Annotated in this window: 13 protein-coding genes and 1 pseudogene; 6 read left to right on the top strand and 8 right to left on the bottom strand. The window is 70.4% G+C overall.

From position 1 onward, the window contains the following. The first annotated feature begins 81 nt into the window (after positions 1-81). Positions 82-2,628 carry a penicillin acylase family protein gene (locus FNV62_RS45190; protein WP_144316181.1) on the top strand — a complete coding sequence of 849 codons (2,547 nt, stop codon included), beginning with the start codon at positions 82-84 and terminating at the stop codon, positions 2,626-2,628. Between the two features lie 76 nt (positions 2,629-2,704). Here FNV62_RS45190 and FNV62_RS45185 read toward each other — a convergent pair whose 3' ends face one another. Beyond that, a complete protein-coding gene (locus tag FNV62_RS45185) occupies positions 2,705-3,388 on the bottom strand; it encodes an NADPH-dependent F420 reductase (protein ID WP_144316180.1) in 684 nt (227 codons plus the stop codon). Positions 3,389-3,462: 74 nt separating this feature from the next. Between FNV62_RS45185 and FNV62_RS45180 the strand changes: the two genes are divergently transcribed. The 4 genes from FNV62_RS45180 to FNV62_RS56255 all read left to right on the top strand — a co-directional run bounded on the left by FNV62_RS45180 (position 3,463) and on the right by FNV62_RS56255 (position 5,809). Further along, entirely contained in the window at positions 3,463-3,843 is a 381-nt protein-coding gene (locus FNV62_RS45180; RefSeq protein ID WP_144316179.1) for a winged helix-turn-helix transcriptional regulator, read from the top strand. 216 nt (positions 3,844-4,059) lie between these two features. Beyond that, positions 4,060-4,236, top strand: coding sequence for a hypothetical protein (locus FNV62_RS45175; protein WP_263986808.1), 177 nt, complete (start codon positions 4,060-4,062; stop codon positions 4,234-4,236). A 377-nt stretch (positions 4,237-4,613) separates the two neighbouring features. Continuing rightward, positions 4,614-5,039, top strand: coding sequence for a VOC family protein (locus tag FNV62_RS45170; RefSeq protein WP_054231693.1), 426 nt, complete (start codon positions 4,614-4,616; stop codon positions 5,037-5,039). Between the two features lie 260 nt (positions 5,040-5,299). Then, positions 5,300-5,809 carry a DinB family protein gene (locus tag FNV62_RS56255; RefSeq protein WP_060895750.1) on the top strand — a complete coding sequence of 170 codons (510 nt, stop codon included), beginning with the start codon at positions 5,300-5,302 and terminating at the stop codon, positions 5,807-5,809. A gap of 335 nt (positions 5,810-6,144) precedes the next feature. Here the strand turns inward: FNV62_RS56255 and FNV62_RS58175 are convergent. The 6 genes and pseudogenes from FNV62_RS58175 to FNV62_RS45135 all read right to left on the bottom strand — a co-directional run. Further along, positions 6,145-6,477: pseudogene (locus tag FNV62_RS58175) on the bottom strand (helix-turn-helix domain-containing protein); the annotation flags it as partial. A gap of 393 nt (positions 6,478-6,870) precedes the next feature. Then, positions 6,871-8,754, bottom strand: a complete 1,884-nt coding sequence (locus FNV62_RS45155) for a LamG-like jellyroll fold domain-containing protein (RefSeq protein ID WP_144316178.1) — start codon at positions 8,752-8,754, stop codon at positions 6,871-6,873. 670 nt (positions 8,755-9,424) lie between these two features. After that, positions 9,425-9,694 (bottom strand): hypothetical protein, encoded by a 270-nt coding sequence (locus FNV62_RS45150; RefSeq protein ID WP_181360956.1) that lies wholly within the window; start codon positions 9,692-9,694, stop codon positions 9,425-9,427. Then, positions 9,691-10,554, bottom strand: a complete 864-nt coding sequence (locus FNV62_RS45145; RefSeq protein ID WP_143604009.1) for an isocitrate lyase/PEP mutase family protein — start codon at positions 10,552-10,554, stop codon at positions 9,691-9,693. The genes FNV62_RS45150 and FNV62_RS45145 overlap by 4 nt, the downstream gene beginning before the upstream one ends. Before the next feature lie 581 nt (positions 10,555-11,135). Further along, a complete protein-coding gene (locus tag FNV62_RS45140; RefSeq protein WP_144316177.1) occupies positions 11,136-12,638 on the bottom strand; it encodes a metallophosphoesterase family protein in 1,503 nt (500 codons plus the stop codon). Beyond that, positions 12,631-12,789 (bottom strand): hypothetical protein, encoded by a 159-nt coding sequence (locus tag FNV62_RS45135; RefSeq protein WP_164657672.1) that lies wholly within the window; start codon positions 12,787-12,789, stop codon positions 12,631-12,633. Before FNV62_RS45135 ends, FNV62_RS45140 begins: the two co-directional genes overlap by 8 nt. A gap of 340 nt (positions 12,790-13,129) precedes the next feature. Here FNV62_RS45135 and FNV62_RS45130 point away from each other — a divergent pair, with 340 nt between their 5' ends. Continuing rightward, positions 13,130-13,762, top strand: coding sequence for a glyoxalase (locus FNV62_RS45130; RefSeq protein WP_144316176.1), 633 nt, complete (start codon positions 13,130-13,132; stop codon positions 13,760-13,762). A gap of 610 nt (positions 13,763-14,372) precedes the next feature. Here the strand turns inward: FNV62_RS45130 and FNV62_RS45125 are convergent. Next, positions 14,373-15,206, bottom strand: a complete 834-nt coding sequence (locus FNV62_RS45125; protein ID WP_225900615.1) for a hypothetical protein — start codon at positions 15,204-15,206, stop codon at positions 14,373-14,375. Positions 15,207-15,436: the final 230 nt, after the last annotated feature.

Raw genomic sequence — 15,436 nt, 5'->3', positions numbered from 1 at the left:
TACATCCCCGGACTGACACGCCGCCCGGAAATCCGCCGGAGGCTCGATGCCGCCCGGCGGCTCACCCTGAAGGGTGGCAGCATGGGTGAACCCAGAACACTGACGAAGCGTCATAAGCGTTTCCTGCCAGGCAGGTCGGCGGCTGTCGCGGCCGCCCTCTGTCTCACCTCGGCCACCGTGGCCCTCCTGCCCGCGGCTTCCTCCGCCGCGACGGGGCCGGACGGCGAGACGGTGGCCGAGGGCGGGCACACGGCCCAAATCAGCCGGACGGAGTACGGCATCCCGCACATCCTGGCCCGGGACTTCGACGGCCTCGGATACGGCTACGGCTACGCGTTCGCGCAGGACAACGTGTGCGAACTCGCCGACCAAGTGGTGACCTTGCGGGGCGAGCGGTCCCAATTCTTCGGGCCCGGCGGGGAGTCCGGCGAGGGCGCCAACCTCGCGAGCGACACGTACTACACGGGGCAACGGCGCGCGGGCACCGTCCAGCGGCTGCTCGACCGGAAGGCGCCGCTGGGGCCGACGGCGGAGCTGCGCCGGATGGTCGATGGGTACGCCGCCGGGTACAACCGTTATCTGCGCGACACGGGCGTCGGCAAGCTGCCGGACCCGCGTTGCAAGGGCAAGCCCTGGGTGCGGCCGATCACCCCGCTCGACCTGTGGAGCGTCGTGTACGACGTCAACAGGGTGACCGCGGAGGTGCCGCTGGCGCCGGACATCGGCGACGCGAAGCCTCCGGCGGCAGGCACGGGCGGCACGGCGGCCTCCGGGGCCCCGGGCGGCAAGGGCATGGCAGTCTCAAAGACCCCGGACGGCAACGACGCGGCAGCCATAAAGACCCCGGCCGTCAAGGGCACGGCGGCCTCCGGGACCTCCCGTGCGACGGCCCTGGGCGCGCAGGGCCTCGCCACGACCGGCGTCGGCAGCAACGGCTGGGCACTCGGCCGGGACGCCACCCGCACCGGCAACGCGATGGTCCTCGCCAACCCGCACCTTCCCTGGGCCGTCGGCCGCTTCCGCTTCTACCAGGTGCAGTTGACGATCCCCGGCACCCTGGACGTGTCCGGGGCCGGCCTGTACGGCACTCCCCTGGTCGAGATCGGCCACAACCGAAGTCTCGCCTGGACGCACACCGCGAGCGACGCCCAGCACGCCTCCTTCTACGCCTTGAAGCTCGTGCCCGGCGACCCGACCAGCTATGTGGTCGACGGGAAGGCCGAGCGGATGAAACGGCGCACGGTCCCGGTCACCGTCCGCGATGAGAACGGCAAGCTGTCGACCGTCGACCGCACCCTGTACACCTCACGCTTCGGCCCGGTCCTCTCCTCCGCCTGGACCACGAAGACCGCCTACGCCGTCCGCGACGCCAACGCCGACAACCTGCGCTCCATGAACGCCTGGCTGGCCATGGGCAAGGCCCGCGACCTCGCCCAGCTGCGCACCGCCCAGGACACCTACCAGGGCATCCCCTGGACCTACACCCTCGCGGCCGACACCAGCGGCGGTACGTACTTCACCGACTCCTCGGCCGTCCCGCACCTCACCGACGCACAACTGGGGCGCTGCACCCTTCCGGCCGGCGAGGAGACGCCCGCCGCCCTGGACGGTTCGACGTCGGCCTGCGCCTGGGGCAGCGACCCCGACGCGCTCGTGCCGGGCATCTACGGCCCCTCCCACCAGCCGAAGCTGAGCCGCACCGACTACGTCGCCAACTCCAACAACGGACCCCAGTACACCAACCCCGAGGCGCCCCTCACCGGCCTCCCGGGCGTGTACGACATCGATCCCCGCCTCGACCAGCGGGCCCAGCTCGGACTCCGCATGATCGCGCAGCGCGCGGACGGCACGGACGGACTCGGCGCCCCGGGCTTCACCCAGGCCACCCTGCGCGCGTCGATGCTCGGCAACCGCGTCCTGTCGGCCGAGACGGGCCGCGACGACGTGGTCGGCATGTGCCGCGCCCACCCACGCCTGACGACCACGGACGGCACGGAGGTCGACGTACAGCATGCATGCACGACTCTCGCCCGCTGGGACACCCGCGCCGACACCACCGGCCGGGGCGCCGCGCTCTGGATCACCTTCTTCAACCGCCTCCTCGACAACGGCCCGTCCGACACCTGGCGCCGCGTCCCCTACGACCCGGCCCGGCCCCTCACCACGCCGCGCGGCATCAACGGCGACGACGTACGCGTCCAGCATGCGCTGGCCGACGCCGTCCAGGACTTCGCCGCCCGTGGACTCCCGGTCGACACCGAGCTCGGCGCCGTACAGAAGTGGGCCGGCATCCCGCTGCCCGGCTGCGACGTGGGCTGCTTCGACGTCGTGGACGCGAGCCCCCGCTCTGGCACCGGCACCCCGCCCGTCGGCGCCTTCGGCAGCAGCTTCCTGATGGCCGTCGAACTGACCCCGGACGGGCCCCGCGCCCACACCCTCCTCACCTACGGCGAGTCATCGAACCCGGCCTCGCCCCACTACACGGACCAGACCCGCCGCTTCTCCCGCAAGCAGTGGGTCACCGAACGCTTCACACAGGCGGAGATCGCCGGCGACCCGGCCCTGACGGTGACGACCTTGCACAGCTCACCCGGCCCGGCGTGGAGCGGGCCGATCCGGGTGCGGTGACCACCAGCGCCCGAACCGGTCCGAACTCCTGATCACTCACCGCCTGCCGCACGCCGTACGACAACGCCGTCCGCCATCATCCATCAGCCCTCTTGCCGCCTTCTGCCTGCTCACGGCCCGGTCCGGCCGCATAGGCCAGCGGAGGAGCGATCGCCTGGACATCCGCTTCCTCTGCGACCCACAGCGCGATGAACAGCGCGGCGGTCGCCTCCAGGAGCCCCGCCCGTTCGAGACCGCCGCCGGCCACGGGCGCGCAGCCCACGTCCCGCACCAACTCACGTACGCGCGCGAGGGCCGCACGGTCGTCCCCGCAGACCGGAACGGCCAGTGGCCGCCCGTCGAAAACGGGCGGCCGCATGCGCCACACGTCCTCGTGGCAGAGATTGAACGCCTTGACCACATGGGCGCCCGGTGCCGCCGCGGCCAGCTGCCGTGCGGCCGAAGGGCCGCCTTCCGTCAGCAGCCGGAAACCCGGCCCGACCGGATTGGAACAGTCGAGCAGCACCTTGCCGTCCAGGGCCACCCGCAGCTCCCGTGCCACGCTCACCCCAGCGTCAAAGGGCAGCGCGGCCAGCACCACCTGACCGAACTCGGCCGCCACACGCAGACTCGCAGGCTTCGCGCCGCCCCCGATGCGCGTCGCGAGCCGCTCCGCCTTGTCCACGTCCCGTCCCCCGACGGTCACCTCGTGCCCGGCCCGCACCCAGTGGGTGGCGAGTGCGTCCGCCATGCCGCCCGTTCCCAGCACGCCGATCCTCATCACGCGATTCCTCTCCGTGCCTGCTTCGACCTTCCAGGACGACGCTAGGCGGCCTTTCGGGCACCATTCGGTACGTGACCACCGACGCCTTCCTCGCCGACTGCCGCGCCCGCCTCGCCTTCGACCTGCTCTCCAACACCTGGAACGCCGTAGTGCTTTGGGCACTGCGCGAGGGTCCCAGGCGCCCGGTCGAACTGCGGGAGCGAATCGGGGGCATCAGCTCCAAGGTCCTCACCGAGACACTGCGGCGCCTGCAGTTCAACGGACTGGTGGACCGGCACACACATCCCGGAGCGCCACCGCGGGTCGAGTACCAACTCACCGCCCTGGGACAGACCTTGTTGGCCCCCATCGACGCCGTCGGAGCATGGGCCTTCGAGCACGGCGATGAGGTCATGGCCGCCCAGGAAGCCGAGACGCCGCCGGAGCACACAAAAATGGGCCGCAGGCCGTGACGAGCCGGACCCTCACGCGCCCGAACGCTCCCGCGGCGGACTGAGCACCAAGGTCCGCCTGGCCGCTGACGACGGCACACGTCCCCTTGCCTTCGCCGTCACAGCGGGCCAGACCGGCGACGCACCGGCCTTCGAAACCGTCATGGCCCGCATCCGCGTCCCCCGCCCGTTGGTGTCTTCGCCGGCCGCGGCCCCCGTAGACCCAACCGCATCGGGGTGACGTGCTGCGCCATCGAATCCGGCCACGGCCGCGAACTGACGGTGCTGGGCCTCGACGCGGTCTTCGGCACCCCGGTCATCGACCTGGAGCCGACGCTGGCGGAGTTCCGCGCGGTGAACATCAAGCAGCCGGAATGGGTCAGCCGCCTGATGTCGGAGTACTTCCAGCCGTAAACGGCCCCCCGCCAAACCGCCCGCACTCACCGAGAGACACGCCCAAGACCACTCGGCGGCGTGAGCTCGGACGTCGCCGGCAGATGAGTACGCAGGATGGGCGTCTTGAAGTCCCCTTTCGCGCCGCGCAGCTTGTCCAGAAGGGTCTGGCGCAGCCGGGGCCGCACACCGGCCCAGCGGCGAAGAACCGAGGGAATCCGCTGACCTGCTGAAACGCGGCTCGTACCGGGTGGAGCCCGCGTTGGGGCGTGGACATTCCCTGTGCCGTTCAGGGCTGTTCAAGGGTTCTGCTGCTCCAGGGCACCGCTCTTTCGGTGAGGCCGCCACACGCCTGCCGCCTCCGTCCCTGCCGCCACCTCTCACGCCATATTGGAGACATGAACGCAGACGACAGGAACATTCTGGCCGGGGCACGTGTGGCGACCAGGCTTCCCGCCCAGGACCTGGACCGAGCACGGCGCTTCTACTCCGAGCAGCTCGGTCTGGAGCCCGTCGATGAGCGGCCCGGCGGGCTGCTGTACCGGTGCGAGGGCGCGGACTTCGTCGTGTTCCGGTCGACGGGAGCCTCGCCCGGCACCTTCACTCAGATGGCCTTCGAGGTCGACAGCATCGAGACGGTCGTATCGGAGCTCAAGCGGCGCGGCGTGGTGTTCGAGGAGGTCGACGTGCCCGGGTTCCGGACGAGGGAGGGGATCGCGGAGATCGACGGGAACTACCCGAGCAAGGGCGCACGGGGTGAACGCGGCGCCTGGTTCCGTGACAGCGAGGGGAACATGCTGGGCATCGGCGAGCCGGTCGTCTGAGGAGAGTGCCCGATCGGCGTCCGTGTCCGTTGTCGGCGACGGTGGTCGAAGGCAGCCGAAGGTGATGAACCGAGCTGGTCGGACTAGATGATCGATTCCAAGGGGTAGTTGCGGCCCCGGGTGACCGATGAGCCTTGCTGATTCCTGTGACCGGCGTTCTTCGTGGTGACAGTCAGGTCCGGTGGACGGGCCTCGTATGGGGACAGCCGACGGGAGTAGATTCTGGCCCTCAATACAGGCGCGGATGAGGAGCAAGGCCAGTGACCAGCGACAATCGCATAGGACCGCCCAGTTTTGGAAGCGAACGCGACATGCTGCGGGCTTTTCTCGACTACCACCGCGCGACCCTCGCCATGAAGTGCGAAGGGCTTACCGACGAGGAGCTGCGGCAGCAGTCGATGCCGCCGTCCACGCTTTCGCTGCTCGGTCTGGTGCGGCACATGGCGGAGGTGGAGCGTGCTTGGTTCCGTCGAGTGTTCGAGGACAACGACGCTCCCATGGTCTGGTCCGACAAGATCGACTTTCAGGCGGCCTACGACGCGAGCGCGTCGACCAGGGACGAGGCGTTCGTGGCCTGGGAGGCCGAGGTGGAGAACTCGCGCCGTATCGAGCGGGAGGCCGAGTCCCTGGACCGGGCCGGGTATCAGCCGAGATGGGGCGAGGAGGTATCGCTGCGAATGGTGATGGTGCATGTGCTCCTGGAGTACGGCCGCCACAACGGGCACGCGGACTTTCTGCGTGAGGGTGTCGACGGGACAGTGGGCGCCTGATTCCGCAGGAGCCATCGGTATCCCATTGCTGGTCCGTTCCAGGGAATCGCCGGCACGACTGGAAGGGGTGCTGCTCCGAGTCGGTTGGTGGAGGGGTGCTGATCAAGCGTGGTCTGGGAGGAACTACTCGGCGGCCCTGTGCAGCGACAGGACTTCGGCAGCGGGTGAGGCCGCCGAGCAGTGCGTTCCTGGTACCGGTCCCACCAGTACAACGCGTATCTGGCTGGTGTGCGGCCGGGGGGACAGCATCGGTCGGGCAAGGAAGACATGTGGTTGGGGAGCGCGGCTCGGGCAGGGCGGCCCAGGTCTCCAGAGAGGAGTTCGCAGCCTCGGTTCCACGCCAGGATGTCGAAGCGGGGGTTGACGATGAAGGCCGGGTTCGGGTCGAGGTGGGCCAGCAACAGTTCGTACTGCCGGGGCAGTTCGGCGCGGACCCGGGAGGCGGTGTCGCCGGGCGGCATCTCGCCCGCGAGGCGGAAGAGGTGGTTCCGCTCCGCGGCGTCCAGACCGAGAGCGCCTGCCAAGCTGCCGAGCACCTGACGCGAGACACGGATCTCGCGCGCCTGTTCCAGCCAGGTGTACCAGGTGATGCTCACGCCGGCGATGGTCGCCACCTCCTCGAGCCGAAGGCCCGGAGTGCGCCGGTGGCCGACGGACGGAAGCCCCACGTCCTCGGGCCGGTGCCGCTCTCGCCGGCTGCGGATGAACTGGGCGAGCTCGTGGCGCTGTTCGTCGGAGGGCACCTGATCTCCTTCTCCTCTACCCCTCCACCCACCGTAATCGGCGGACACCGGTGAAACGCAGGCGGCCGGTTACGGCCGGCGCGCGCACGGGTGTTCAGCCGTTGGCGCGGGTGGTGTTGCCCCGACTCGGGTGGCGACGGCAGCCAAGGCCGCGGCCATGCTCCCACCCATATGTGTGGTATCTGCGCTCACCCGGCGGCAGTCACCCCGGCAGGCCCGTCCGGCGCCACGGTGGACCCCCGGGCGCCGGGTGCGCAGCCGCTTGTTCAGGTCCCCGCGTGCGCCCGCGGTGCCGTCACATGTGCGGAAGTGTGCCGCTCACTCGAAGGGGGTCAGGAAGTCCCGGGTGGCCAGGGCCCTGTTCACGACGCGGGTGTCGCCGATCCATCCGTAGAAGCCCTGCCCGAACCGCTCGTCGAACTGCGTGGCGCCGATGACGAAGGGCTTGCCGAGCGTGGTGATGCCGGTCGACGGCTGCGACGGATTGCGGGCGATCTTCGAGCCGTCCACGTACATCACCGTCCGGCGGCCGTCGTTGACGAGTGCGATGTGGATCCACCGGCCGACGGGCACGGCGTGGCTCCACGACGTGGGGTCCGCGTCCTGCTTGTAGGGGTAGACGACGAACTGGAGGAACCTCTCGGGCGACAGGTTGAGGCTGCAGGTGGGCTCCAGCGGGGACCAGCCCGTGGTCTTGCCCGCGTCTCCGTTGCGGCCCTCCCAGCTGAGGATGCCCATCCAGCTGTGGTCACCCTCGAACGGCTCGGGCAGCATGAGGTACGTCTCGATGGTGTAGCCGCCGGTGAACTTCTCGCTGTTGAGGGCGGCGCCCGCGGCGGTCGTCAGCACGGCACCGCGGTCCGGGCTCTTGCCGCCGTCGAAGCGGAGGCTGGCGTGTGCCGGCTGGCCGGGGTGGTGGTCCGCCGACCAGGTGAGCGCGTCGGGCCCACTGGAGTGCAGACGGCTCACGGTCAGGTGGTTGCCGTTGCCCGTGAGGTCGCGCACGACCGCTCCGTCGGCCACGGTGGCGCCCGGCGATCCGGCCGCAGCCGTCCCGGACGCGTCGAAACGCCAGTACGCGACCGTGCCGCGGGGCATCACGGCGGATGCCGGACGCGGCTTCGGCGAGGCGGCCGGGGCGAAGCCCTTGAAGCGCTCGTCGAAGTCGACGCTCAGGCTGAACCGGTCGGTGGGGCCGGTCAGTTCGATCGTCTCCGCCTCCAACGGCGACCGCTTGTGCGGGTCGCAGGCGAGGAACCACGGCGAGAAGGTCTCGACGTCGATGACCTTGCGGACCAGGTCGAAGCCGTACAGGCGGATCATCCCGGCGCCGCCGTAGTAGCGGTCCTGGTAGTTGGTGATGTGGACGTGGACATCGTTGTCGGCGTCGTTCGTCAACACGGTGCGCCCCGGCGGCCAGTAGTGGCCGCCCAGCGCGAGGAAGATCTGGTCGTTGCCGCGGATGAGACCGTCCCACAGCCGCCTCCCGTGGTCCGACAGCTGCGCCGCGCCGTCGTCGTCCGACCAGGCGAGGTCGTGCGTGGTGAGGACGGCGGGCAGCGTGGGGTGCGCGTCGAGCACCCCCTGCGCCCAGCGCAGTCCGTTGTCCGACACCCGCCAGTCGAGGGCGAGGACCAGCCACTCCCGGCCCGCCGCACGCAGTACGTGGTAGCTGTTGTAGCCGTCGGGAGAGGCGCCGCGGAAGGTCGGCATCGAGGCGTAGCGCTGGGGTCCGAACTCCGCGAGGTAGGCGGAGTCGCCGCGCTGGTCGTCCGTGGAGGAGCGGATGTCGTGGTTCCCCGCCAGGACGCTGTAGGGCACCTTGCCGTGGATGGTCCTAAAGGTGTCGGCGGCGAGTGCGATCTCCTGCTCGGTGCCGTGTTCCGTGACGTCGCCGAGGTGCGTCATGAAGGCGATGTTCGCCTCCTCCCGCTCGGCGGCGAGATAGCGGAACGTGGCGCGCAGGGGTGCCGGGTCGGAGCTGTCGGCGTCGAAGAGGTACTGCGTGTCGGGCAGGACGGCCAGCGCGAAGCGGGGGCTCTCGGTGTCGAAGTGGGACCGGCCGCCGCTGGGGGCTGCCGTGTCGGCGTGTGCCGCGGTCGCCTCGAGTACGGTCGCCACCGCGCCGGCCGCGGGTATGGTGACCGCGGCCTGCAGCAGTGCGCGTCTGTCCAGTCGGTTGTGGTGCCCTGCTGTGCTCATGTGCCCTCCAGATGAGGAACGTTGGGTTCGCAAGGCACGGTCCTGAGCGGCCGTGGCCATGTGGTGGCAGGTAGCTGAACGCCGCGTTCTGTTCGCCGCACGTTTGGCTTCCCTCGCTGCGGTGCGAGGCGGGGTGCGCCGTCGGAAGAACGGCTCGCGTGCGTTGTCCCTGCCGGCTCGACCGCTGCCCCCTCCTCCCTCTCCCCCGGGGCCCTGCCCTCCCCCGGGCCTCTGCGTGGCCGCTGCGGTCGGGGACGCCCGGAGCCGTTCGGCGAGGCCGACGAACACGCGTAACGCCGCCGTCTGGGGGGAATCGGCTCCGCCGACCCCCGGTCCGGTCCGGTCCGGCCCTGCCACACCGGCCGGGGCGCGGCCCGGGGGGCGGGAGCAGCCGTAGGCAGGAGGGTCGTGGCCGTACGGCGTGAAGCGGCCGCCCCTCGCATGGGCCGCCCCTCGCACGGGCCGCCCCTCCAGAGCCGGCAGCTGCGCCCGGCCGTCCGCCCGGCTCGCGCAGGGCCTCCAGCCGGACCCGCTCACCCGGGCCGGGCAAGCCCCGTCACCTTCCTGCGGCCTGCCCCCGAGCGGCAGGCCCTCGGCGTCCCGTCGTCGGCCGGTCAGCGGTCAGCGGTCAGCGGTCAGCGGTCAGCGGTCAGCGGTCAGCGGTCAGCGGTCAATCGTGGTCCTCCTCGTGCTGGTGCGCCGCGACCAAGGCCTCGATCATGTCGACGGCGCTGCCCTCGTGGTCGCTGCCGGCTGTTCCGCTGCCCTGCTGGATGTTCGCGGTCCGGTCCACCTCGAGGATCGAGTCGGCGTGCGAGTTGTCGAGGACGGTGATCAGGCTGTCGCCCGCGGCCGCCGGTGTTGCCGCGGCGCCCAGCAGGGCCGCCGACAGCACGGCGGCCGTGCGCAGTCGCGGTGGCGGGACGCGTGCCGGAGTCACGCGCTCACGCCCTGGGGTTCCGGCCGCAGCCGGGCGATGTTGCGCTCCAGAAGCTGGGTGGCGGTCTTGACGCCGACGCCGTCCGCCGTGTTCACCACGGGGAGCCGGCCGTCCGCCCTTCTGAGGTCGGCGAGCGCGGAGTGCATGGCCTGGTGGGCCGCGAACAGACACGGGGTGCTGTAGATGGCGACGTCCACGCCGAGTTCGGACAGTTCGGTCAGCGAGAGCCGGGGGGACTTCCCGCCCGCGATCTGGTTGAACAGCAGGGGCTTGTCGCCGACCACCTTGCGGATCCGCCGGATCCATTCCACGCTGCGTACTCCGTCGACCAGCACCACGTCCGCGTCGGTCGCGGCCAGTTTCTCGGCCCGGTGCAGGATGTCGTTCTCGTCGGTGGCGTCCGTACGGGCCACCACCACCAGGTCCTGCCGGGTCGCCAGTACCATCTCCAGCTTGGCGAGGTACTCGGACAGCGGCAGCACCTGCTTGCCGTCGGCGTGCCCGCACCGGCGCGGACGCTTCTGGTCCTCCAGGATCACTCCCGACGCCCCGGTCCGCTCCAGTCCCTCCACGACATGGCAGGCGACCTCGGGGTCGACGTATCCGTCGTCGATGTCCACCAGCAGGTGGTGGCGCGGGAACGCGCCCCGCAGCCGCTGGACGAACGCCACCATGTCCGGCCAGGCGATGAAGCCGATGTCCGGCAGCCCGTAGTACGAGGCCGCGAAGCCGAAGCCGGAGACGAACATCCCGTCGTAGTGCTCGGCCGCGATCGACGCCGAGTACATGTCATACACGCCGATCAGCGGAGTGGTCTCCGGCCCGGCGATCTGTTCCCTCAGCTTCTTCCCGTAGGTCAACGTCCGGTTCCTCTCGTGGGGTTGAACACGTCACTTGGCGAGGACCGCCGCAACACGACCACCCTTTGCCAGAACAAGAGGATCCCTATAGCGACACCGGACTCTCTCCTTGTAATTGCTTTACTCACCTCAATGGCGCAAGCGGTTCACCGGAGAAACGTCACTGGTCCTCCGTCCGGGCCGCCCAGTTGATTCCGCCGCGCGGACGGGCGTGGAAGCCCCGGTCCGCGCAGGCGGCCGGGGCCGCCACCCGGGGGGACGGCGACTCGTCGGCGGCACTGTCGTCCGGTTGCCCGAGAGGTCTCCTGGCGCGGCGCCGCGGTCCCCCGGCGATCAAAAAAGCAGCCCCGTCTCCGGGAGACCGGAGGCGGGGCTGTGCGGAGCGCCGGGCAGGCCTTGCACCTGCATCTCCCCGCAGGAAGCGGGGCGTCTTTCCTTGGACCACCAACGCGAGGCCGACCGCCGGAAGTTCAGCGGCTTGCTCAAGATCAATGGTAGCGCAGTCCCAGCGTCCCGGATCACGCGGCGGCGCAGGAACCGCACCGGCTGCCGTGCGGGACAGCGTCCGGGTCCCCAGGCGTTCAGGTCAGCGGAATGACGACTTCGTCCTCGACCGGCGGGTCGAGTTCCTGCGCGCGGTTTCCGGTGGCCGCGAAGCAGCGCAGCCGGACCGACTCCGGGGTGACGTCCAGGCGCAGGAAGCACTTGAAGAACGGCGGGCTGTACGTCGCCGAGCTCGGTGAGAAGAGCTGGGTGTAGATCTTCCGCACGGGCAGGCGGAAGCGCGAGGTGCGCTCGGGGCGGCCGCCCGCGCCCAGCAGGTTCGCGATCAGACGGGTGCGCCGGGTGACGCGGGCGGGCGGGCCCTGGGTACGGGTCGGCGGGATGCCGAGGCGCTCGGCGACGACGGCTGTCGCCTCGGCCTCGGTGAGGGTGAACAGGCGGCGCAGGCGGAGCCGGTGTCCGTAGAGCCTGCTGTAGAAGGCGAGGGAGTCGCCGCGCAGCGGGTAGCAGCGGAACTCCTGCTCGGTGACGTTCGCGACGGAGACGCGGGGGATGGTGTGGGTGGCGTGCATGAAGGCTCCGCCGCCGCCCGACACCACGTACTGGATGGTGCGGCCGTCGACCTGCACCGGGTAGCGCTGGTAGTTGTGGATGTCGCCGCCTATGGCCGCGAGGTAGCGGTGGTCCGGGTCGCGGACGAGGTCGTCGACGGTGCCGCCGCCTTCGATGGGGCAAGGGTGGTGTTCGCCGTCCACGTACAGGGGCGAGCCGGTGACGAGGATCTTGGGGAGAGGTCCCTTGGACACCTCGCGCAGCCATGCGCCCTGCTCGGCGTCGATGGTTCCCAGAAGTCCCGTGTCGATGCCTATGATCCGCACCGGACCGGCGTCGATGGCCCAGTACGGGCCCGGCTGGACGGCCTGTTGGGCTGGTGACGAACGCAACTTGCGTGCCTCAGTGAGGTGTTGTCCGTCGGCCGGGTGCGGCCGGTGCCACAGCAGCGACCGCAGCCAGGCCCGTGAGAGGGGGCGCGGCGCGGGCTGCGGGGCGAGTGGCGGGGCGTCGTCGCAGAAGACGCGCATGAAGCCACCGAGGTCTTCGTACCAGTCGTGGTTGCCGGGTATCGCGTATATGGGTGCCTGGTAGTCCTGGTACGGGCGGAAGAACTTCGTGCCGTAGTCATCCGTCCGGCCGACTGGGTAGATCACGTCGCTGGCGATGACGGCGAATTTCGTTCCCTGACTGACCTTCAGGAAGCCGGGGACGACGGCGTATTGGGGGTCGTCGCCCTCGCCGGTGTCTCCGATGACCATGAAGGAGAAGTGGTCCGGGTCGTCGCGCCGGATCACCTTGGCGGCGGGTGCTCCGGCGGCCGTCCGCTGTGCCACCCAGCGGCTGCGGGTGCGGCCCGTGGGGTCCCCGAACCAGGAAGCCAGCACGCCGTTGCGTGCGGCCCACAGGGTCTTCGGGTTGAGCCATGAGACCTTGTCGACCTGGTGCGGCATCAGGTGCTTGTATTCGCCGTGTTCCAGGGTGCCCCAGCCGGCGCCTTCGGCGGTATCGCGTGAAGAGTCAGACACCGGTGAACCGTAGCAACGATCCAGGAACGGACCGGGGGAAGGGTGCCTCGCGACACTGCCGCCACTTCGTCTCCAGGCGGGCGAAGACGTCGAGTTCGTACATGTGCAGCGGGCCGTGGTCGTGCTCGGCGGCCTCGCTCCTGTCCGGCATCCCGTCGCGGCCGAACAGCGACGTCTTGTCGTCGTCTGACGTCCGCCCGACTCGGGACAGTCCGCAGACTTCACCGGTCCTGGAGCGAATCGGGCTGTTCCCGCCCTCCCCCAGATCACCCGGATCACCCGGATCACCCGGATCAGACTGCCCTCAGCTGCATCGCCTTGCGGGCAGCCTCCTCGTGGCCGGTGCGCGCCGCACTACCCGGCTGCTCAACGCCGACCACGGCTCGGGGGGGGCGGTCGGAGGGCCGCTCGGGTCCGTGGCCCCGGGCCGCGGCCAGACTGGGCAGTTTTGGAGAAGCATCGGCGACCCGGCTGCCCCTACCGTCGAAGACATGAACTCCATCGACTCCGTCTCCCTCGAGGTGGCCGACACCACGGCCGCCGCCCGCTTCTACTCCACCGCCTTCGGACTGGACTCCTCGCACGTGCGCCTGCGCGCCTGCGAAGTCCCCACGACCGGCTTCCGCGGTTTCACCCTGTCGCTCGTGGTGTCCCAGCCGGGCAACGTCGACGCCCTCGTCGGCGCGGCCCTCGACGCCGGCGCCACCGCCCTCAAGCCCACCTCGAAGTCGCTGTGGGGCTACGGCGGCGTCGTTCAGGCCCCGGACGGTACGATCTGGAAGATCGCGACGTCGACGAAGAAGGACACAGGCCCGGTCACCCGGGACTTCGACGAGCTCGTGCTCCTGCTGGGCGTCGAGGACGTGAAGGCCAGCAAGCAGTTCTACGTCGAGCAGGGCCTCACCGTGGGCAAGAGCTTCGGCGGCAAGTACGTCGAGTTCGCCACCGGGTCGGGCCCCGTCAAACTGGCCCTGTACAAGCGCCGCGCTCTCGCCAAGGACGCGGGTGTCCCCGCCGACGGCACCGGATCGCACCGGCTCGTGCTCTCCAGCGCCGCCAGCCCGTTCAGCGACCCGGACGGGTTCGTCTGGGAAGCCACCGCCCCCCTGGCTGCCACCACCTGAGCCGAGCCACCTCCGTCCACGGGACAGCACTTTGGGGCTGGCATCTGCGGGGCCATGCTTTCGCCGCCATCGGTCCCACTCAGGCCACGGTCGTCCTCCCTCCTGCACCTGGCACGGTCGGGGCTGCGTACATTCGCTCTCGGTGACGAGGAACTGCTGCTGGGGATGCATTGGATCGTCTTGCTCAACGGCAGATGCGAGGACCAGGGACCTGAACATCGTCTGTGTCCACCGCCGGTGGGGCATGGCCAATCTGCCGAAGGTCGGCCGCACAGCGCAGGAAGCACCCCGAGCCCGGCGCACGCACCTCCCGCCGGCCGCGGGGAACCGACGAAATGCGGCTCCCGGGGTGACGGAATGCGCGGAGCAGAGTCAGCGGGCCGGACGGCCGCCGCGGTTTCGTCGACGCTCACGCTGCGATGGGTTCCCGGTCTGGGAACGCGGGATCTGCTCGGAGATCTTGGGGCGTTCCTGGTAGGTGAACGTTCCTGGTAGGTGAACTCGGTGGCGAGTGCGAGGGCCCGGCGGGCCGACTCGGTGGTCAGTCGGCTGGGCGGCTGCCACATGTCCGTCGGTTCTCGCGGGACTCACAGTGATGCGTCGGCGCCCGCTAGCCGAGCTTCCGCAACACCTCGGCGATGGTGGCCCGGTACGTCCGCAGCGCCTGCAGCCCGGCGGCGTAGCGGTCGCGGTGCCGTGTGATGTCCACGGCCTGCTTCTGCGCCCGTGCGGCGTGCCAGAGCTCGGCCGTATGGTGGCGGCGCTTGCACGTGACGTCCGCGACGGCGGTGGCCCGCTCCCGCTGCGTATGCCTGGTGTTGCCGTCACTGCCCCGGTGCCAGGCGGTGTCCGTGTACGCCGCGACGGGGTCGGGGTAGCGCGTGAATCCTTGTTCCGCCACACAGCGGGACCACACATCCCAGGCCGCGCGGAGGCGCGGGTCGCGCTTGACCGCCTTGTCGACCTCGATCGCCCGTGTGCTTGCGTAGAGCCAGTCCCGCTTGAGGTCGATGCCGCGCAGCAGCCGCCGGCTCGCCTCGGCGCTGCAGGCGGGGAGGTCCGCATACTCGGCGTTGGTCATCCGTCGGCCCTTCGGCCGGAGGGCCGGGGACTTCGCCGGGTCCCAGCCGTAACCCCAGCGGCGGGCAGTGGCGAGATCCAGGACGCCGTAGTCGGTGCTGACTGCGGTGGCGACGATGGGATCGCTGGGGTAGCGGGGGTCGAGCGGGAAGTCCGGGTGGCCGTGCTCCGCCATGCACTGCCGGATCAGCAACGCCGATGCACTCTGCGATCGCTGGTAGTCCTGCGGCGTGTAGTCGTAGCGGTCGGCCGGGAGGGGGCCGAGGTCCGACGCCGTGCGGATGACCTCCGGGCGTTCTGGACCGGCGGCGCAGATCGCCGCCAGCACCACCACGGCACCCAGCCGCCACCCCCGCCTCGTCATACGAAGGGATGCTAGCGGGCGGCGTGCAGCGGGCGGCCGTGGCCCCCAGCGACTCATCCACGCACGCCGACCCTCCAGTTCTGGCCGGGGCTGCGTCTCCCCCCATTCACCAGCTTCGCCACGTGAGGGTGTTGTGGTGGGGCCGTGCCGTTCGTGGTTCGCGTCGGCGGTGATCGCAGAGGGCAGGGGGTGCGTCGCCGCGTTCGTCGCCGTAGGGGGCGCGGGGCCCG

The sequence above is a fragment of the Streptomyces sp. RLB3-17 genome, from assembly GCF_007113425.2.
GTDB lineage: Bacteria > Actinomycetota > Actinomycetes > Streptomycetales > Streptomycetaceae > Streptomyces > Streptomyces mirabilis_D.
The sequence above is the reverse complement of the archived record's forward strand: the minus strand, read 5'-3'. Positions and strand labels throughout refer to the sequence as shown.